This is a genomic window from Pseudomonas sp. OTU750018, assembly GCF_011636575.1.
GTDB classification, from domain to species: domain Bacteria; phylum Pseudomonadota; class Gammaproteobacteria; order Pseudomonadales; family Pseudomonadaceae; genus Aquipseudomonas; species Aquipseudomonas peli.
The window spans coordinates 1762981-1781796 of sequence record NZ_JAAPAU010000001.1; the positions used below are offsets into that span (position 1 = coordinate 1762981).

The window sequence follows — 18816 nt, forward strand, 5'->3', positions numbered from 1 at the left end:
AATCAAGCTACTCCACATTGGAATACACAGTCGCTTGGAACAGAGCCATTGGTCCTAAATGGCTGATAGTCCTTACTCTTTTCAACTTGAATTTCGTTAAGCACCACCTCAGAATTATCTAAAATATAAGAAGCATTTCTAAAAATCGCCATTTGATGTTCGATATGCATTTCAACAGACTCTACCGGGATACCGGGTCTATTCAAGGCTTCAAAAAGCCGCGCCAACTCAATTTCTGATCTATTACGCTCTGACTCGACTTGCTTTATTTGAACTGGATCTAAAAGATCTACAACGAACTCTCTACAGCCTTTTCCTGAATTGCCGGTCAGACACTTCAGATGAAATTCGCAGGGCTTCAAATTAATATCACGAAAACAATGCCCAAGCGGACCGTAATGTACGGTTTGCAGCATATCAGTCAAAAAGGTCTGCACATTCTGGGTCGGAATATCATTGTCAGTCCAAGCCTTGACCTTATTCGCCAGATCACCAATAAAGCGGGACTGCTCAGAGAGCATAAGCTCACCGACTTTCTCAGCACGTTCTTTAGCAGTCTGATGATCGTAATGATCACCTTGACTATCAGATCTTCCCATCCACTTATTCACAATACTTGCAGCCAAGCCCGCCCGAAAAAGTGAATTAGTTTGCCAATGTCGTCCCTTGTGGGTCTGAAACGTACTTACAATCTCTTCATTGGCTACAACACCGTAACGGACAAACGCTGACTGCCCCTGCTTAGCTGGTTTTATCGCATATAGAACAGAAAAATAGCCAAGGATAGATGGAATGTGTTCGTTATACACACCGCCAAGATTGCTTGGGACAACAAATAAATAATCAGAGACTTTTTGATTTATCCCAAATGTAGCCGAACCAATCTCTACTCCATCCGCTAGAAGTTCCTCTTTAATTCCCTGGATTAGTTCTGACTTAACTTTTGTATTAACTGATACAAAAGCATCTACAACGGCACTTTTAATGCTGGCCTGTTCAACCAAGAACCCAGATACGGCAGAATGCTTAACTCTATTGCTTTTCGCGACTGGCCTATAAAAATTGATTCGTTCTTCCGAGACTCTAAGAAACGAGTAGAACCCAGCCGCATTTGCATTAGCAATGTAGGTCATGGTCTTCTGGTTGAACAGCTCTGGATAAAGTTCCTCAGCATCTAATATCGGAATGTAAGCGCGATAATCATACCCACCACTGACAATATTTCTTATTGCGGCAACTGCATCGTCACGACTAAGATATACTATCCTCGCACCATAAAGACACGACTCCCCCGTCAAGACAAAGGCTTCCAAAGAAGCCAGGCTTTGCGACTGCAACCTATCTTTTAGAGCGTGTACATCCTTAGACCGACTTCCTGCAGGTGGTCGTTTATGGAGCACCTCAAAAAACTCAGAATATAAAACAATATTGCGGCGAAACTCTATCAATTGAGCAAGTCGCTGCTTAACATCAGATCCTCGTACATAATAAACGCACTTTACCTTTCCGAGTGATTTTGAAGTTATCTTAAATCCGTTTTTTTTGTAGAATTTAAGGAGTGAAGTAGAGTCGTGCGAATTCGAGGCAAATGGTAAGTACTCACGCAAATTCTTGAGCTCAACAAGTTCTTCATCCGGCAGATACTTCAGGAGGCGCAACTGTCTTTCAGACGCTGAAACATTAGACTCTATTTTCTTAGATAGACAGTTTAGGGTAGACTCAATATGCCGATCAATTGCTTCTGTTCTTCCCTGAAAGCGATAATCGAGAGTCTCGGCATAGGAACCATCTTCAATGCTCAAAGCCCTTTTTCTGTAGGGTTCGCAGATGGCATCAATTCGGAGAACCGCTTCACAGAGGGCGGCTCTCCAGATAGTAGGGACATACCTGGCGATTGGCTCCGCACCTTTTTCTGTCCATACTCGACAATATAACTCACTGTTTATTGTAACTAAGCAGTTCTTAGGTAACCGCAGAACCTCCCCGATTCTTAGGCCTAATCCATATTGAAATGCCTGAGTCAGAACCGACAACATATCCATCTGAGCACGAAAGCTGCCATCCCACTGGTCTTGCACTGCCCACTTCAACGCTATGATTGCTTTGACCAATTCTGGAAGCGGCAGTTTATCTCCAAGGGCAACACGGCCATACTTATCTTTCTCTTGAAGATCCTGCGTACCGATGAGGTCAAAATTGCTAACGGTCAAGGAAGAATTAAAGATGAATCTGATAAAATAATTTAGCGATCTACATGCACTAGCAGGTGATTTATAGCGTGTTTGAATATATTTAAACGTTGTCATGTAGGAAGATTGATCAAGCCCTCTAAGGTTAACAACACCCTGAGCAGCCATATACTTTACCGCAGCCGATAAGTCCATAACGCGACCAGCTGATACCACCTTGTGGTCCGCCCTTCTGTCCCAGAGATAACTTACCAAGAAGACCTTATTAAGTAGCATTAACTCTGCATTAGTTTCTCCGCGAGCCAGCAAATAAACATTATGCCTTCCGTTATATAACCAGGAGAGATCCTCCCACTTTGACCCATTGAAACAACTGAGTTTTGAGAATCTCTCCTCGGCTTTGCTGGCAAGGCGGTTTAGCTTAATCCGAAGCTCCTCATGCAAAATATCCTGTGCCATTATATTTTGCACTCAGACTTCCTTCACATTAATTAGAACCACGTCCTGCCCTTCAGAGTAGGCGATTGCAGCACGGCAACCAGCTATGGCCTGGTCTATAACTGAAACTACATTAGCGGTGCTGACGGTTAGCAAGCGATCTTTTCGCTCTACCAAACCCTCCAAAGCACTTTCATGTGCTACAACATCTTTATTAGGACAAAATCTGTCACACGAATAGCAAGATACCGCCGGCTCCTCGAAGCATATAGATTGAGACGCACACTTTCCTATGACATTGAAATTTCTTGGTTCACATACGTGACTATATATATTATTTACAAGGTCACCTTCTCTCATCCAAGCAGCTGTGAATTGCTTCTGTTCAATGCGACTCAACGTAGCATTTTCTAGAATCTCCCACATTTCATGAGTGAATCTGAAGTAGTGTTTAATGCTATTCGTATCATTGTGATCGAGTAAATCGGCAAGCTCTTCTGGCGAACAACCGGACATTACTGCTTGCGTGCCAACCGTGTAACGAAATCTATATGCACACAAACTGAATTTCTTTCCGGTACGAGGGGAAAATGGCAGCCTATGTTCATTTCCCCAAAGGATATAATTAATTTTGCCACTCGACTTTTGGTAGAGTATGGCCCGCTTTGACTCATCTGAGAAATAGTCACTTGACAACCGCTCTGCATCTTCCCAGTAGTGACTTCCTAAGGTATTTCCGTCTCGTTCTAAATTTATCGATTTTGAGTTAATAAAAAGTGGTAGCTCTGCAGGATCAATACCATCGGGATTTTTTGCAGAATCTATGTAAGACTGAATAAGACTTGCAGTTCTTTCCGTGAGTATTCGAGAGCTGAATTGAACTCGCCGATTGCGCGAATCTTGCTTCACGCGCGGCACGTTAAGATAATACAATCCGCTCCTACTATCTTTAATAAAATCTTTTCTTTTCAATAAAGAAATTTGTATTGGTCTCAACCCAAAACACAAACACAGATCTAACACCAAGCGAAATTCCAACGGAAGTGCCTGGTTATTAACCTGACCTGACAGTACGGAAACTTCCTCTCTAGTAAATGGCCCTCTGGCATCATCCATTACAAATAGAGCTAAATAGGCATTTTCTTTACCTGAATAATTTCGAAGTTTATGGAAATCCTCATACACTTCAAGTGAAAGATCTTCATAGCCGCAAAGCAATAGAAACTTCAAAAATTCCTTACAAGCAGAGATATATGCTGCCTTTTCTTTATTTTCAAGCACAGAAAGACTTTCCAAGAAGTCATTGATATGAACTCCTTTGGACATCTCACGGGCAAACAAATCAAGAAATTTATATTTAATTCTAACAGTTGAAGCGTGATATCTCTCCAAGATATATCTTAGATAACTCCTCGCAATCTCTCTTAACTCAAAATCCAACAGATTAAGATAATGTGATGTAAGATAAACAAACTCACCCGTATCATCCGGCAATTTTATTGCAGATCGAAAGCCACCATACTCATCAAATAATTCGATGTCATAGCCCAATCGACTTTTTACAAAAGTGCCTCCCGGCAAAAAATCTGAAAGTTCATCGTTGCCGGACAACACCCTCTGACTCTGGAGTTCTTTCATTTAATCAACCAGTTGTGGCTTAAGGGCTTCTTGCTGGAGTAGGGCTTGTAACTCGGCTACTTTGGCTTGTATCGATCCTTTAGCATAATGCTCAGGCATATTACTATTCTTAGCCCAACCGCCTGCCGCTTCCTGAATAGGTGCTTTCAAAATCTTACGACTTAAACCACTTTCACCCTTAAACTTTCTATCCAGTGCCTGATTCAAAAGATCATGAAACGTATTGCGAAGGCGATGGGGGCTGAGAAGACCCACAAACTCTGGATATTGTTTTATAAGTTCATTCAGGATTGAATTAGGAGTCTGCACTGAAAGAGGACGCCCATCCCGGTAAGACAGGAAGACATAGCTTGTTGACTGCCAGCCGATGAATTCTTTTCTGACATTCACAATGTAGTGTTCAACTAATGCGGCCAGTTGATCATGCAACACCACCTGCCGACCGAGTGTTTTAACTGAGGGGGACTCAGCGCGAGGATAATCAATCACATCTTTGTTCTTGACGATGTCGTAATACTTTCGCATTCCTGTAAGCTGGAAATTATTCAGCTTCAACAGTAACGTCTCACCTTTACGATTTCCGCCCAACATCAATAGAAGCAGGAGAATATAATTTCTCCATCGCACCTTATAAATCTTCCAAGGATTTAAATTATTGCTCTCATCAGGGTCAATAATAGCAATGAACTTAGCCTGAAGTGCAGGAGTAAGGCCGATCCTGTCTTTTTTATCGCCCCTGTAAGGAGCTTTCATATACAACTTGAAGCCGGCAGTCATCCTCTCATACGAACGCTTAGCAATTTTAAGTTGCTCCAAGTTTCGAGCGCACCGCCCCTCATAGAACAGCCATAGGTAATCTATAAATTTTTTAGCGCCTCGCATGCGGGCACCATACCAATTCGGATTAACCTGCTCGCCGCTCTGTTGAGCAAAGCCGCAATACGATGAGAAAGATTCAATTTCACCGATAGTAAGCGGATTAAGATTTGCGATGCGCTCGATCAAATCTACTTTTTGAATTTCACAGAACCGATATAGGATCAGAATTGAACTCTGATCAACTCGTATGGTATTTGGCTTCGAGCCATTGTCGAATCGTTGCAAAGCATACGCGCCGGCAAATATATCAACCTGGCTACTTTCAGTTACTAACTTTAGTTTTATACCGCCCAATTTATCGAAGACGACGGTAGTGAGCGAAAAGACTGAATTCTTCAAATGAAACACCGCGCTTTTTTCACGAGCACGGAAGCCTATAGACAGGCTAAATGGGCGTCAATAATGAAACGCTACTGCTTCAATGCGGTCACTTTTTCTTTTAAATACTTAATGAAACACTGTTTCGATATTTTCACTTACCCCAGATAGTGCAAAGCCCCGATTCTCGGGGCTTTGCAGAACTTATCCACAGAAAATGAAACACTCTCTGTTTAATTTACAGCATCTTTCAGGGACTTGCCCGGTTTGAAGGCGACGGTGTTGCTGGCCTTGATCTTCACCGGCTCGCCGGTTTGCGGATTTTTACCGGTGCGAGCACCACGGTGGCGTTGCACGAAGGTACCGAAGCCGACCAATGTGACGCTGTCCTTGCGGTTCAGTGCATTGGTGATTTCTTCGAGTACGGCGTTAAGTACACGGTTTGCCTGATCTTTGGTCAGATCCGCCTTATCGGCGATGGCGGCGGCGAGTTCCGGTTTACGCATAAATGCCTCTTTACGGTTTTTTGTTGTTGTGTCCGGGCTGCTCTGCGCGAGCAGATACCAAGGCGCGGCAACAGCTCTAGGCTGCGGCAGACTGAGGGAGGATGGCATGCCATCCAGCCCTGCGCCAGTCTTGTCCGACAGTTAAACCGGGCAATTTTGTGGCATATCCGACAGAACGACCGCCATTCAGGCCAAAAGCGCAGGCAGCAGCTTATTCAACGCCAATTTGTCCTGCACGGCCGTACCGGTGAGGGCGTAGCCCAGTAGCGCACCGCTGCTGTCATGGCACAGCGCCTTGATGTCGGCGCCGCTGCCTTCAACGCTCCACTCGCCTTGCAGGCCGCGCGGTGGTGGCGATACCACCAGCGGACAGACCGGAGTTTTTACCGTAACTGGCATCGGCCCGTAGCTGACTGCCGTAGGGGTACCGGCCAAGGTTTGCGCCAGTGCACGGGCACTGGTCATCAGCGGCATAACGTAGAGCAGGTTGATGCCATCGACCTCGGCGCAATCACCCAGGGCGTAGATATTGGCGTGCGAGGTGCGCAGCTGGCGGTCGACCACCACCCCGCGATTGACCGCCAGCCCAGCCGCTGCCGCCAGCTCGATACGTGGACGCAGGCCCACAGCCGAAAGCACCAGATCGCACTCAATCAGCGTGCCGTCGGACAGGTGCGCTTCCAGTGCATCACCTTTGTGATTCAGGCTGGCCAACACCGGCCCGAGGTGAAAGCGCGCGCCCAGCCCTTCCAGACCCGCATGAACTGCGGCGGCAGCAGCCGGATGCAGCAGGCCAGGCATGACCTGCTCGCAGGGCGCGACCAACTCAACTTGGTAACCGCCCAGGCTCAGGTCATTGGCAAACTCGCAGCCGATCAGCCCGGCCCCCAGTAGCAGGACGCGCTGTTTGCCGGCAGCAGCCGTGCGAAAGCGTGCATAGTCTTCCAGGTCATTGATCGAGAAGATCGCATCATCAGCGTCGCCTTCGACCGGTACACGAATCACCTCGGCGCCCCAGGCCAGGATCAGGTCGCGATAAGGCACAGCCTCTTCGCCAATCCACAGCTGCTTGTGGCCAGGGTCAATGCCGCTGATGCGGGTGTGGGTGCGAATTTCCGCGTTGAGCTGATCGGCCATAGCGCCCGGCTCGGCCATGCTCAGGCCATCAGCATCCTTGTTTTTGGCAAAGCCGGTGGACAGCATGGGTTTGGAATACGAGCGACCGTCGTCAGCGGTGATCAGCAGCAGCGGGGTTTCGCTGTCCAGCTTGCGGAATTCACGTGCCAGGTTGTAGCCGGCCAAGCCGGTGCCGACGATAACGACAGGTGCACTCATGCTGCATTCCTCACATAGGCCGCGCACTGCAGCGGCCGTAATAGATTTTGGGGCTGACGCGGCTCAGACGATTTCGACCATCTCGAAATCCAGCTTGCCGACGCCGCAATCGGGGCACAACCAATCGGCGGGAATATCTTCCCAGGCCGTGCCCGGGGCGATGCCTTCATCGGGCAGGCCGAGGGCTTCGTCATAGATAAAACCGCACACCACACACTGCCACTTGCGCATAACCACCTCGCGCTTACTCAGCTCGTTCGAGGGTTTAGTATGCGCACTCGCTAAACAAAACGGCGACCCTTGGGTCGCCGCTTGCCACAGCCTGGACTCAACCGATTTCGATCATTTCGAAATCCAATTTACCCACGCCACAGTCAGGGCACAGCCAGTCTTCCGGGACATCCTGCCAGAGTGTTCCGGCGGCGATACCGTCATCAGGCCAGCCTTGGCTCTCGTCGTAAATCAGTCCACAGACCACACATTGCCACTTCTTCATAACTACCTCAGGTGGATCACACGGCTATTGCGCCGGGGAAACTACCGTATATGCGCAGGTGCGCCAAGCCGCCGGGCGATGAATAGCGCGCCATTGAGGCCAACCAAAGTCGGGTTGTGCCCGGCGTAGCGGCCAATCGCCGCGCCTTGCGTCATCTATCCAGGCGCAAGGCCCATGCTAGACTCGCGCGCCTCTGCCTACGGTGAAACCGCTCGTGCCCCACACCGCCCTCGCCCACCCGCCGCGCTGGCTGACTGCCAGCCAACTGCACCCTGCGCCCACTGCTGCGGTGCGCGACTGGCTATTCAATGAGGATTCGCTGACGCGGCGGCTCACCGTCCTGTCGGCCGATAGTTTCAGCGTCACCCCGCTGCAGGAAGGCTGGCAGCGCCTGCGCAGCGATGAATGCAACGCGCTGGGCGTGGTCAACGGCAGCCAGGGCTGGGTGCGCGAAGTGTATCTGCGCGGTCACGGCCAGCCCTGGGTATTCGCCCGCAGCGTGGCGGCGCGCAGCGTACTGGAAGGCTCCGGTTTGGCGCTGGATCAACTCGGCAGCCGCTCGCTGGGTGAATTGCTGTTCAGCGACCGCGCCTTTGAGCGTGGTGAATTGCAGGTGTGCCGCTATCCGGCGCAGTGGCTGCCAGCAGACGCCTGCAGCGAGCGCCTGTGGGCGCGGCGCTCGTGCTTTAGCCGCGGCGCACTGGGGGTGCTGGTGGCCGAGGTGTTCTTACCCGCATTCTGGCAGGCCGCCGAGATCGACACGCCGTAGAGTGGGTGTCGTTTTTACCTCCACCTAGCAGCACTAGGGCGGATCGATAAAGCGTGATCCGCCCTACGCCCTCCGTATAATCAGCCGCACCTCGCATGGAGACGCGCTCGATGTATACCCGCCTGCTGCATTCACTTAATCGCCTGCACCCACGCGCCTGGGACTTTATCCAGCTGATGCGCCTGGACAAGCCCATCGGCATCTACCTGCTGCTGTGGCCAACGCTGTGGGCGCTGTGGGTTGCTGCCGAAGGCGTGCCGAGCGTGAAGAACCTGCTGATCTTCGTGTTCGGGGTGATTCTGATGCGCGCTGCTGGCTGCGTGATCAACGACTACGCCGACCGCAACTTCGACGGCCACGTCAGCCGCACCAAGGCGCGGCCGCTGGCCAGTGGCAGGGTCAAGCCGCGTGAAGCGCTGGTCCTATTCGCCGTGCTGGTGTCGCTGAGCTTCGTGCTGGTGCTGTTTACCAACGCCACCACCATCTGGCTGTCCTTCGGCGGCCTGGCTCTGGCCGCCTGCTACCCCTTTATGAAGCGCTACACCTTCTACCCGCAGGTGATGTTGGGCGCGGCATTCTCCTGGGGCATGCCCATGGCTTTCACTGCCGAAACCGGCAGCCTGCCACCGGAAGCCTGGCTGCTGTATATCGCCAACCTACTATGGACGGTGGCCTACGACACCTACTACGCCATGGCCGACCGCGAGGATGACCTGAAGATCGGCGTACGCTCCACCGCCATTCTGTTTGGCGATGCCGACCGTCTGATCATTGTCATCCTCCAGGGCCTGGCGCTGCTCTGCCTGCTGCTGGCGGCGGCGCGCTTCGAGCTGGGCCTGTACTTCCACCTCGGTCTGCTGGTCGCCGCTGGCTGCTTTGCCTGGGAGTTTCACAAGACCCGCAACCGCAAGCCAATGGCCTGCTTCAATGCCTTTCTGCACAACCATTGGGCTGGTCTGGCGATCTTTATAGGCCTGGTAGTGGACTACGCTGTGCGCGGCTAGAAAGAAGCTTTGCCGCGCACCTGTCATATCGCTGCAATAATTCCGTTATCTAATGCAGCCCATTACAGCGAGATGACCCGAGGCTTGACCCATGGTTGGCAAGAACATCCTGATCGTCGATGACGAAGCACCGATCCGTGAAATGATCGCCGTGGCCCTAGAAATGGCCGGCTACGAGTGCCTGGAAGCGGAAAATACCCAGCAGGCACATGCCATCATCGTCGACCGTAAACCTGATTTGATTCTGCTCGACTGGATGCTCCCCGGCACCAGCGGCATTGAGCTGGCGCGGCGCCTCAAGCGCGATGAGCTGACCGGCGACATCCCGATCATCATGCTCACAGCCAAAGGCGAAGAGGACAACAAGATCCAGGGCCTGGAAGTCGGTGCCGACGACTACATCACCAAGCCGTTCTCCCCGCGCGAACTGGTCGCCCGCCTGAAAGCCGTGTTGCGCCGCGCTGGACCGACCGACAGTGAAGGGCCGATCGAAGTCGGCGGCCTGCTGCTCGACCCAGTCAGCCACCGCGTCACCATCGACGGTAAACCGGCCGAGATGGGTCCTACCGAATACCGCCTGCTGCAGTTCTTTATGACGCACCAGGAGCGCGCCTACACCCGCGGCCAGCTGCTAGACCAGGTCTGGGGCGGTAACGTGTACGTGGAGGAGCGCACCGTCGATGTGCATATCCGTCGCCTGCGCAAAGCCCTCGGCGAAGCCTACGAAAACCTGGTGCAAACCGTACGCGGCACCGGCTATCGTTTCTCCACCAAGAGCTAACACGGTTAGGATGGCCTGCCGGCGCGATGAGCGCTCGGTGAAAAGGATTGATTGGCGGATGAGCTCGAATTGAATCAAGACTGGCGCGGCCCCCTGATACGTCGCTTGTTGCTCCTGGTCAGTGTCTGCCTGCTGCTGGGGCTGATCACTGGCGAATACGCCTGGGCACTGGTCATTGGCCTGGCCGGCTACCTTGGCTGGCACTTGCAACAACTGCTACGTCTGCACAAATGGCTGCGCACCCGCCAGGGTGACGAAGCACCGCCCGATGGCTACGGCCTGTGGGGCGAAGTGTTCGACAGCATCTACCACCTGCAGCGCCGCGACCAGAAAGTCCGTGGCCGCCTGCAGGCAGTGATCGACCGCGTCCAGGAGTCCACCGCTGCGCTTAAAGATGCGGTGATCATGCTCGACCGCGACGGCAACCTGGAATGGTGGAACATCGCCGCCGAGAAACTGCTGGGCCTGAAAACCCCACAGGACAGCGGCCAGCAGATCACCAACCTGGTACGCGACCCGCGCTTTATCGAATATTTCGAGAACCACAATTACAACGAGCCGCTGGAGCTGCCCTCACCAGTCAGCGACCGCCTGCGCCTGCAATTCCATATCACCCAGTACGGCAACCGCGAACACCTGATGCTGGTACGCGACATCACCCGCCTGTTTCAGCTGGAGCAGATGCGTAAGGATTTCGTCGCCAACGTCTCCCACGAGCTGCGCACCCCCCTGACAGTGATCAGCGGCTACCTGGAAACGCTGTTGGATAACGTCGAGGACGTGAATCCGCGTTGGCTGCGCGCCCTGCAGCAGATGCAGCAACAAGGCGGACGCATGCAGAATCTGCTGAATGATCTGTTGTTGCTGGCCAAGCTGGAAGCCACCGATTACCCCTCGGACAATCAACCAGTGGCCGTCGATCTGCTACTGCTGAGCATCAAGAACGATGCCCAGGCGCTGTCCGGCGAGCGCCACCATCGCATCAGCCTGGACGCAGACCCGCACCTCAAGCTCAAGGGCAGCGAAACCGAGCTGCGCAGCGCCTTCTCCAATCTGGTGTTCAACGCCGTGAAATACACACCGGACGAAGGCAGCATCCAGATTCGCTGGTGGGGCGATGAACAGGGCGCGCACCTCAGCGTGCAGGACAGTGGCCTGGGTATCGAGGCCAAGCATCTGCCGCGCCTGACCGAGCGCTTCTACCGGGTCGACTCCAGCCGCGCCAGCAACACCGGTGGCACCGGGCTTGGCCTGGCCATCGTCAAGCATGTGCTGCTGCGCCACCGCGCGCGCCTGGATATCGCCAGCACCCTGGGCAAAGGCAGCACCTTCACCTGCCACTTCCCGACGCTGCAAGTGGTACGGCGCGGCCAGTAACCGCGCCCCACTTGCAAAGCCGGCTGCCAGCCCCCACCCTTTAGCGGTCATTCACTACCCGAACCCTTTATGGACCCCTCCACGAGTTACGTCGCCAGCAACTATTTCGCCGATTTCGGCCTCGTTCTATTCGCTCTGTTTCTGGTGCTGCTCAACGGCTTCTTCGTTGCCGCCGAGTTCGCCATCGTCAAACTGCGCGCCACCAAGGTCGATGCCCTGGCGGAAAAAAATGGCTGGCGCGGGCATATCCTGCGCACCGTACACAACCAGCTCGACGCCTACCTCTCGGCCTGTCAGCTGGGTATCACCCTGGCCTCCCTCGGCCTCGGCTGGGTCGGCGAACCGGCCTTTGCCCACCTGCTCGAACCGCTGCTGGCGGGTATCGGTATCGAATCGCCGAAGCTGATACATGGCATCGCCTTCTTTACCGCGTTCTTTATCATTTCCTACCTGCATATCGTGGTCGGCGAGCTGGCACCCAAGTCCTGGGCCATCCGCAAACCCGAGCTGCTGTCGCTGTGGACGGCCGCGCCGCTGTATATGTTCTACTGGGCCATGTACCCGGCGATCTTCCTGCTCAACGCCAGCGCCAATGCCATTCTGCGCGTGGCCGGCCAGGGCGAGCCGGGGCCGCACCATGAGCACCACTACAGCCGCGACGAACTCAAGCTGATCCTCCATTCCAGCCGCGCCAGCGACCCCAGCGACCAGGACATGCGTGTGCTGGCCTCGGCCGTGGAGCTGGGCGAACTGGAGGTGGTGGACTGGGCCAACTCCCGCGAGGACTTGGTGTCCCTGCCGCTGACAGCCGCACTGGACGAAGTGTTCAGCGTGTTCCGTCGGCACAAATACAGCCGCTACCCGGTCTACGACGATAACAGTGGCGAGTACGTCGGCGTGCTGCATATCAAGGACCTGCTGCTGCACTTGTCCTTGCTGGAAATGCTGCCCTCGGCACTGAAACTGGCTGACCTGATGCACCCTGTTGAACGCGTCGGCCGGCACATGCCGCTGTCCAGCCTGCTAGAACAATTCCGCATGGGTGGTTCGCACTTCGCCTTAGTCGAAGAAGCCGACGGCAAGGTAATCGGCTACTTGACCATGGAAGACGTACTGGAAGCCCTGGTGGGCGACATTCAGGATGAACATCGCAAAGCCGAACGCGGCATTCTCGCGTACCAGCCGGGGAAACTGCTGGTACGCGGCGACACGCCACTGGCCAAAGTCGAACGCCTGCTCGGCGTCGACCTAGATCACGTCGAAGCGGAAACCCTCGCCGGGCTGATTTACGACACCCTCAAGCGCATGCCTGAAGAAGAGGAAGTACTAGAAGTCGATGGCCTGCGCATCATCGTCAAAAAGATGAAAGGCCCGAAGATCGTGCTGGCCAAGGTGCTTAAGCTGGATTGAGGGACAGACTGCCGTAGAGCGTGTTTACGATCTTGCGAGCGAGAGTCCTACAAGGCGCTACCTAGGAACAGCCTTCGGCTGGTCAAGACAGCGAGGAAGCGGACTGGGCTCGCACGCGAGTGTGCTTTTGTACACGAGCATTACTCATTCCGCTCGCCATTCGGGTCGCGCAAAAGCGCGTTGGCCGTAAGCGGCTTGCCGAGCCTGTTTTTAACCCAGTAAGGCCGAAGCGCAGCAGATCGTTGCAGGTTCTTACTCGCCGCCGACGGCGAAATTAGGCAGGCTGTTGACCGGCTGAGCGAAGTTGAACGGGATCGACTCCAACGCCAAGCCAACGTTGCGCTGCACCACGAAGTGCAGATGCGGCCCGGTGCTATTGCCCGTGTTGCCTGAACGCGCGAGCAGGCTGCCAGCGCGCACACGAGCACCTTCACTCACGGCCACCGACCCCTGCATCAAATGCAGGTAAACGCCCATGGTGCCGTCGTCGTGGAGAATGCGCACATAGTTGCCGGACGGGTTGTTGCCGCGTCCACTTTGCTGATTCTCGGTTTTCACCACGATGCCACCGCGTGCCGCAACAATCGGCGTGCCCTCGGGCATGGCGATATCCATGGCGTAACGGCCTTTGGGGGTGAAGTGGCTGTACTGGCCGTTGGCCCCTTGAGTCAGACGGAACGGCCCTCCACGCCACGGCAGTGGGTAGCTTTTCTGCGTCGGCAGCAGGCGCGGGTCGCCCATCGCATAACGCAACTTGGGGGTATACCGCATGGGTTTGCTGGCATCACGCGGGGCCAGGGTGGCCAAACGGATATTGCTGCGCGGCGGTAATACCCAGCTAATCGGCTTTTCCGGCACGCCGGTGACGTTATCCGTGGCTTCCAGGCGTAGTTCAATCTGCACCGGGGCGTGCAGGTCGTTGCGCACCAACAGGGTTTCACCGGCCTCGTGTTTCTTGGTTTCCAGCTTTACCTGATTGTCCAGGCGCTCAACCATACGGTCGCGAAACACAAACACCTGGGCACCGGGCGCGGCCTGGTCGGTATAGGTGACCACGCCGTTAGCATCGGTGTACTTGTAAATAGTCAACGCCGCTGCCTGGCCGGCAAGGGTCAACAAACTGCAGAGAAGTATCAGACGCCCTAGCATAACGACTCGGATCTTATGATTTGTCTGTCCGGGCCAATCAGATTAGCAGCCGAACCCATGCGACGCGAACCGGCGCGCCAGGGTTGTGAGCCATCTCGCATGCAACGGCGGCGTGGCCTGTGCTCAGGCGCCGGGGCTGAAATGCTTCTGCGCAGTTCCCCGGGCGATCAGCCGGGAGATGTAGTCAAGCTTCTGCGGGTCGCGGTCGACGAATCTGAAGGTCAGTTGCAGCCACTCGCTGTCTGGCTTCGGCTCGAAGGCCGCCACGGCATGCAAGTAGCCGTTGAGCCGAGCGGTTTCCGCCGCGTCGCCCTGCTCCAGATCTAGCACCGCACTGTCGAGCACCTGCGGCAGCTCCTCGGTGCGTTTAACCACCAACAGTGCTTCCTTGAGGCTCAGGGCCTTGATCACGCAGGACATGGTGGCGCCGCCGGGTAACCGCAGTTGGCCCTGCCCGCGCCCGCTGGGTGCGCTGGTAGCAGGTGCCTTGGCGGCGGGTTTGCTGGCAAAGGCAGCAGCGGCTTGCACGGCGGAGGGTTTGACGGTATCGGCTTTACCGCCAGTCAGTGCGGACAACGAATCGTTGGCGAAGGCACCGCTGCTGAGCATTTTCGGTGGGGTACTGGACACCAATGCCTGCAGCTTGCCGGCCCGACTCAGGGCCTTTTTCACCTTGGTGATCAGCTGCTCGTTGGAAAAGGGCTTGCCGATAAAATCGGAAACGCCCGCTTGAATCGCCTGCACCACGTTCTCTTTGTCACCGCGACTGGTGACCATGATAAACGGGACGATCTTCAGAGCATCTTGCTCGCGGCACCAGGTGAGCAGCTCCAGGCCGGACATTTCCGGCATTTCCCAGTCGCACAGAATCAAGTCAACCGGCTGACGCGTCAGCATCTGCAGGGCTTTGCGCCCATTCACGGCTTCCTCGATCTGGATACCTGGAAAGTGGTCGCGCAAACCCTTTTTCACCAAATCACGGATAAAGGTTGCGTCGTCCACTACCAGCACGCTGACTTTGCTCATCGGCCACTCCTGTTCTGATGACCATAAGCATAGTCACGGCTACTGGCCAAAGGCCAACCGAAATGCACCCAATGTCGCGATCAGGTGCATCTTGGCCATCGGGCAATGCGTTCACTGCCCGCAACAGCCGACTCAGCTGTCCTTCTTGGTGCCCTGCACTTCTTCCTGCATGCGGGTCAGGCCGAGGTGCTTCACGTCGGTGCCGCGCACCAGGTAGATAACCAGTTCGGCGATGTTGCGGGCGTGGTCACCGATGCGCTCCAGCGAGCGCAGCGCCCAGATGATGTTGAGCACGCGTGCGATCGAACGCGGATCTTCCATCATATAGGTGACCAGCTCACGCAGAGCGGTCTTGTATTCGCGGTCGACGGTCTTGTCGTACTGGGCCACAGACAACGCCAGGTCAGCGTCGAAGCGGGCAAAGGCATCCAACGACTCCTGCACCATCTTGCGCACTTGGTCGCCGATATGACGCACTTCCACGTAGCCACGCGGCGCTTCACCCTCTTCGCACAACAGGATCGCCCGCTTGGCGATTTTGGTGGCTTCGTCGCCGATACGCTCGAGATCGATCACCGATTTGGAGATGCTGATGATCAGGCGCAGGTCGGACGCGGCTGGCTGACGACGCGCCAGAATGCGCACGCATTCTTCGTCGATATTGCGTTCCATCTGGTTGATCTGGTCATCGATCTCGCGCACCTGCTGGGCCAGACCGGAGTCGGCGTCAATCAGTGCGGTAACGGCGTCGTTAACCTGCTTCTCGACCAGGCCGCCCATCGCAAGCAGGTGGCTGCGCACCTCCTCCAGCTCGACGTTGAACTGCTGGGAGATGTGCTGGGTAAGGTTTTCTTTGTTGATCATGTGCAAACCCTTGAATTAACCGAATAGCGTCTCTGCTTAGGATGGGCTTGCCATCAGCCGTAACGACCGGTGATGTAGTCCTCTGTCTGCTTCTTGTCCGGATTGGTGAACAGTGTATCGGTATCACCGAACTCGATCAGTTTGCCCATGTACATAAACGCCGTGTAGTCCGATACCCGCGCAGCCTGCTGCATGTTGTGGGTAACGATGACGATGGTGTACTTGGATTTCAGTTCGTAGATCAGCTCTTCGACTTTCAGCGTGGAGATCGGGTCGAGGGCCGAGCAGGGTTCGTCGAGCAGCAGCACTTCCGGCTGCACCGCCACGGTGCGGGCGATCACCAGACGCTGCTGCTGACCACCGGACAGGCCGAGAGCCGACTCGTGCAGACGGTCTTTGACCTCATCCCACAGTGCTGCGCTTTTCAGTGCCCACTCCACGGCTTCATCGAGCACGCGCTTCTGGTTAATACCCTGGATGCGCAGGCCGTAGACCACGTTCTCGTAGATGCTCTTGGGGAACGGGTTGGGCTTCTGGAACACCATGCCGACGCGGCGACGCAGCTCAGCCACGTCTTCGCCTTTGCGGTAGATGTTCTTACCGTCGAGGTTGATTTCGCCTTCTACGCGGCAGCCGTCAACCAAATCATTCATGCGGTTGAAAGTGCGTAGCAGGGTCGATTTACCGCAACCAGACGGGCCGATAAACGCCGTCACACGCTGATTGGGGATAGTCATCTTGACGTCGAACAGCGCCTGCTTCTCGCCGTAGTAAAGGTTCAAACCCGGTACGTCGATGGCCACACGTTCGTTGGCCATGTTCAAGCCCTGGCGGTCGCGGCCGAGGGCCGCCATGTCGATACCGTGGGTGTGTGCTTCGTGCTGCATGGGATGCTCCCTACGCTAACAAATTCGTTAAGCCGCCACGGCCAGTGGGCCGTGGCGCAATGATTAGTGATCCAGCGCCTTGTACTTCTCACGCAGGTGGTTACGGATATAAACCGCCGCCATGTTCAGCACCACAATGACCAACACCAGCAACAGCGCAGTGGCATAAACCAGCGGCCGCGCGGCCTCAACGTTGGGGCTCTGGAAGCCGACGTCGTAGATGTGGAAGCCCAGGTGCATGATCTTCTGATCAAGGTGCAGGTACGGGTAGTTGCCATCCACCGGCAGGCTCGGGGCCAGCTTGACCACGCCCACCAGCATAAGCGGCGCCACTTCACCGGCGGCGCGGGCCACAGCGAGAATCAGGCCGGTCATCATGGCCGGGCTGGCCATTGGCAGCACCACGCGCCAGAGGGTTTCCACCTTGGTTGCGCCAAGGGCCAGGGAGCCTTCACGCACGGCACGCGGAATCCGTGCCAGACCTTCTTCGGTGGCCACAATCACCACCGGCAGGGTGAGGATCGCCAGGGTCAGCGAAGCCCACAGCAGACCCGGCGTACCAAAGGTCGGCGCCGGCGCGGCTTCGGGGAAGAACATACGGTCCAGCGAGCCACCCAGTACATAGACGAAGAAGCCCAGGCCGAACACCCCGTAAACGATGGCCGGCACGCCCGCCAGGTTGTTTACCGCGATACGGATCACCCGGGTCAGCGGGCCCTGCTTGGCATACTCACGTAGGTAGATAGCCGCCACCACGCCAAACGGCGTCACGATCACAGCCATGATCAGGGTCATCATCACGGTGCCGAAAATCGCCGGGAAGATGCCACCTTCAGTGTTGGCTTCACGCGGGTCGTCGCTGACGAATTCCCACAGCTTGGCAAAGTAGAAGCCAAGCTTTTCACCCAGGCCCATGGCATTCGGCTGGAACGCGCGCACCACCTTGCCCATGCTGATGGTCACTTCGCGGCCATCAACGGTTTTCAGCGTGACGCTGTCGCGATTGAACGCCTGATTAAGGGCGATCAGCTCGGTTTCCAGCACCTTGTACTCGGCATCCCACTGCGCGCGCTCGGCGTCCAGTTCAGCCTGGGCAACATCGTCCAGTTTGCCCTGCAGCTCCAGCTTGCGGGTTTGCAGACGGATGCGCTCCAAGCCGGCGTTGATCCGCCCGATGTCCTTCTTCTCCAGGCGCACCAGCTGTGTGTGCAACTGCTCGACACGCTCAATACGCTCCTGCAGCGCCGGCCAGCTGGCATCACCCTCGGCGACCAACACGCCGGCTTCCTTGACGTTGACCAGGTAGCCGTAGAAGTTGCCCCACTCGCGGCGCTCCAGCGCCGTGAGGTTTTCCGGAGTACGCAGGTTGCTCAGCCATTCGCCGACCACCCAGGTGAAGTCCGCGCCATACACATCGCGGTTACCCACCTTGAACAGCTCGCGGGTCATGAATTCGCCGCCTTCAGCCTCCACCGGCAAACCGGAAGCAGCCAGACGGGCACGTGGCACTTCTTCGATCTGGGTGATCTCGCCGGCCATCACCCGGGCTTCCTGACCAGGGATCTGGTAGTCGGCTTCAACGATATCGGCCGGCCAGAAGTGGCCGAGGCCGCGCACGGCGATCACCATCATCAGACCCAGGGTCATGATCACGGCGATCGACACTGCACCGGCGTTCATCCAGATCCACGGCGTACCGCTCTTGAACCAGGTTTTCAGGTTGTTCTGTTTCACGGACATATACCTTCCC

Annotated in this window: 17 protein-coding genes; 5 read left to right on the forward strand and 12 right to left on the reverse strand. The window is 55.4% G+C overall.

The genetic code is table 11. The features are described 5' to 3' along the window. Positions 1 to 2: 2 nt before the first annotated feature. The 7 genes from HCI85_RS08255 to HCI85_RS08285 all read right to left on the reverse strand — a co-directional run bounded on the left by HCI85_RS08255 (position 3) and on the right by HCI85_RS08285 (position 7799). Positions 3 to 2660 (reverse strand): hypothetical protein, encoded by a 2658-nt coding sequence (locus tag HCI85_RS08255; RefSeq protein ID WP_167143976.1) that lies wholly within the window; start codon positions 2658 to 2660, stop codon positions 3 to 5. Then, positions 2661 to 4265, reverse strand: coding sequence for a site-specific integrase (locus HCI85_RS08260; RefSeq protein WP_167143979.1), 1605 nt, complete (start codon positions 4263 to 4265; stop codon positions 2661 to 2663). Continuing rightward, positions 4266 to 5483, reverse strand: coding sequence for a tyrosine-type recombinase/integrase (locus tag HCI85_RS08265; RefSeq protein WP_143003809.1), 1218 nt, complete (start codon positions 5481 to 5483; stop codon positions 4266 to 4268). 212 nt (positions 5484 to 5695) lie between these two features. Beyond that, a complete protein-coding gene (locus HCI85_RS08270) occupies positions 5696 to 5968 on the reverse strand; it encodes an HU family DNA-binding protein (RefSeq protein WP_090250753.1) in 273 nt (90 codons plus the stop codon). Positions 5969 to 6154: 186 nt separating this feature from the next. Further along, positions 6155 to 7303, reverse strand: a complete 1149-nt coding sequence (locus HCI85_RS08275) for an NAD(P)/FAD-dependent oxidoreductase (RefSeq protein ID WP_167143982.1) — start codon at positions 7301 to 7303, stop codon at positions 6155 to 6157. Between the two features lie 63 nt (positions 7304 to 7366). Beyond that, entirely contained in the window at positions 7367 to 7534 is a 168-nt protein-coding gene (locus HCI85_RS08280) for a rubredoxin (RefSeq protein WP_167143985.1), read from the reverse strand. A gap of 97 nt (positions 7535 to 7631) precedes the next feature. Then, a complete protein-coding gene (locus tag HCI85_RS08285) occupies positions 7632 to 7799 on the reverse strand; it encodes a rubredoxin (protein WP_090250760.1) in 168 nt (55 codons plus the stop codon). A 214-nt stretch (positions 7800 to 8013) separates the two neighbouring features. On the opposite strand from HCI85_RS08285, the gene HCI85_RS08290 reads away from it, so the two are divergent. From HCI85_RS08290 to HCI85_RS08310, 5 genes are all read left to right on the forward strand, one after another. After that, positions 8014 to 8568, forward strand: coding sequence for a chorismate--pyruvate lyase family protein (locus HCI85_RS08290; RefSeq protein ID WP_167143988.1), 555 nt, complete (start codon positions 8014 to 8016; stop codon positions 8566 to 8568). Positions 8569 to 8678: 110 nt separating this feature from the next. After that, positions 8679 to 9572, forward strand: a complete 894-nt coding sequence (gene ubiA, locus HCI85_RS08295; RefSeq protein WP_167143991.1) for a 4-hydroxybenzoate octaprenyltransferase — start codon at positions 8679 to 8681, stop codon at positions 9570 to 9572. 91 nt (positions 9573 to 9663) lie between these two features. Beyond that, positions 9664 to 10353 (forward strand): phosphate regulon transcriptional regulator PhoB, encoded by a 690-nt coding sequence (gene phoB, locus HCI85_RS08300; protein WP_090250769.1) that lies wholly within the window; start codon positions 9664 to 9666, stop codon positions 10351 to 10353. A 69-nt stretch (positions 10354 to 10422) separates the two neighbouring features. Continuing rightward, entirely contained in the window at positions 10423 to 11730 is a 1308-nt protein-coding gene (phoR, locus tag HCI85_RS08305) for a phosphate regulon sensor histidine kinase PhoR (RefSeq protein WP_167143994.1), read from the forward strand. 69 nt (positions 11731 to 11799) lie between these two features. Then, a complete protein-coding gene (locus HCI85_RS08310) occupies positions 11800 to 13140 on the forward strand; it encodes a hemolysin family protein (protein ID WP_167143998.1) in 1341 nt (446 codons plus the stop codon). Positions 13141 to 13392: 252 nt separating this feature from the next. Here the strand turns inward: HCI85_RS08310 and HCI85_RS08315 are convergent, their stop codons facing one another. From HCI85_RS08315 to pstA, 5 genes are all read right to left on the reverse strand, one after another. Then, positions 13393 to 14289, reverse strand: coding sequence for a peptidoglycan DD-metalloendopeptidase family protein (locus HCI85_RS08315; RefSeq protein WP_167144002.1), 897 nt, complete (start codon positions 14287 to 14289; stop codon positions 13393 to 13395). Positions 14290 to 14412: 123 nt separating this feature from the next. Continuing rightward, positions 14413 to 15315: a response regulator gene (locus HCI85_RS08320; RefSeq protein WP_167144005.1), complete on the reverse strand. Its 903-nt coding sequence runs from the start codon at positions 15313 to 15315 to the stop codon at positions 14413 to 14415. A 132-nt stretch (positions 15316 to 15447) separates the two neighbouring features. Continuing rightward, the gene (phoU, locus tag HCI85_RS08325) at positions 15448 to 16179 is read right to left on the reverse strand and encodes a phosphate signaling complex protein PhoU (protein WP_160086060.1); all 732 of its coding nucleotides are present in this window, start codon (positions 16177 to 16179) and stop codon (positions 15448 to 15450) included. 53 nt (positions 16180 to 16232) lie between these two features. Then, entirely contained in the window at positions 16233 to 17066 is an 834-nt protein-coding gene (gene pstB, locus HCI85_RS08330; protein ID WP_090250782.1) for a phosphate ABC transporter ATP-binding protein PstB, read from the reverse strand. A 63-nt stretch (positions 17067 to 17129) separates the two neighbouring features. Beyond that, on the reverse strand, positions 17130 to 18806 hold the full coding sequence (gene pstA, locus HCI85_RS08335; RefSeq protein WP_167144008.1) for a phosphate ABC transporter permease PstA: 1677 nt from the start codon (positions 18804 to 18806) through the stop codon (positions 17130 to 17132). Between the last annotated feature and the right edge of the window lie 10 nt (positions 18807 to 18816).

What these genes read in the sequence shown, in the direction of transcription:
- HCI85_RS08320 (WP_167144005.1), bottom strand. Translation starts at nt 15,315, where the DNA reads ATGAGCAAAGTCAGCGTGCTGGTAGTGGACGACGCAACCTTTATCCGT.
- ubiA (WP_167143991.1), top strand. Translation starts at nt 8,679, where the DNA reads ATGTATACCCGCCTGCTGCATTCACTTAATCGCCTGCACCCACGCGCC.
- pstB (WP_090250782.1), bottom strand. Translation starts at nt 17,066, where the DNA reads ATGCAGCACGAAGCACACACCCACGGTATCGACATGGCGGCCCTCGGC.
- HCI85_RS08260 (WP_167143979.1), bottom strand. Translation starts at nt 4,265, where the DNA reads ATGAAAGAACTCCAGAGTCAGAGGGTGTTGTCCGGCAACGATGAACTT.
- HCI85_RS08285 (WP_090250760.1), bottom strand. Translation starts at nt 7,799, where the DNA reads ATGAAGAAGTGGCAATGTGTGGTCTGTGGACTGATTTACGACGAGAGC.
- HCI85_RS08310 (WP_167143998.1), top strand. Translation starts at nt 11,800, where the DNA reads ATGGACCCCTCCACGAGTTACGTCGCCAGCAACTATTTCGCCGATTTC.
- phoB (WP_090250769.1), top strand. Translation starts at nt 9,664, where the DNA reads ATGGTTGGCAAGAACATCCTGATCGTCGATGACGAAGCACCGATCCGT.
- HCI85_RS08270 (WP_090250753.1), bottom strand. Translation starts at nt 5,968, where the DNA reads ATGCGTAAACCGGAACTCGCCGCCGCCATCGCCGATAAGGCGGATCTG.
- HCI85_RS08315 (WP_167144002.1), bottom strand. Translation starts at nt 14,289, where the DNA reads ATGCTAGGGCGTCTGATACTTCTCTGCAGTTTGTTGACCCTTGCCGGC.
- pstA (WP_167144008.1), bottom strand. Translation starts at nt 18,806, where the DNA reads ATGTCCGTGAAACAGAACAACCTGAAAACCTGGTTCAAGAGCGGTACG.
- HCI85_RS08280 (WP_167143985.1), bottom strand. Translation starts at nt 7,534, where the DNA reads ATGCGCAAGTGGCAGTGTGTGGTGTGCGGTTTTATCTATGACGAAGCC.
- HCI85_RS08275 (WP_167143982.1), bottom strand. Translation starts at nt 7,303, where the DNA reads ATGAGTGCACCTGTCGTTATCGTCGGCACCGGCTTGGCCGGCTACAAC.
- phoU (WP_160086060.1), bottom strand. Translation starts at nt 16,179, where the DNA reads ATGATCAACAAAGAAAACCTTACCCAGCACATCTCCCAGCAGTTCAAC.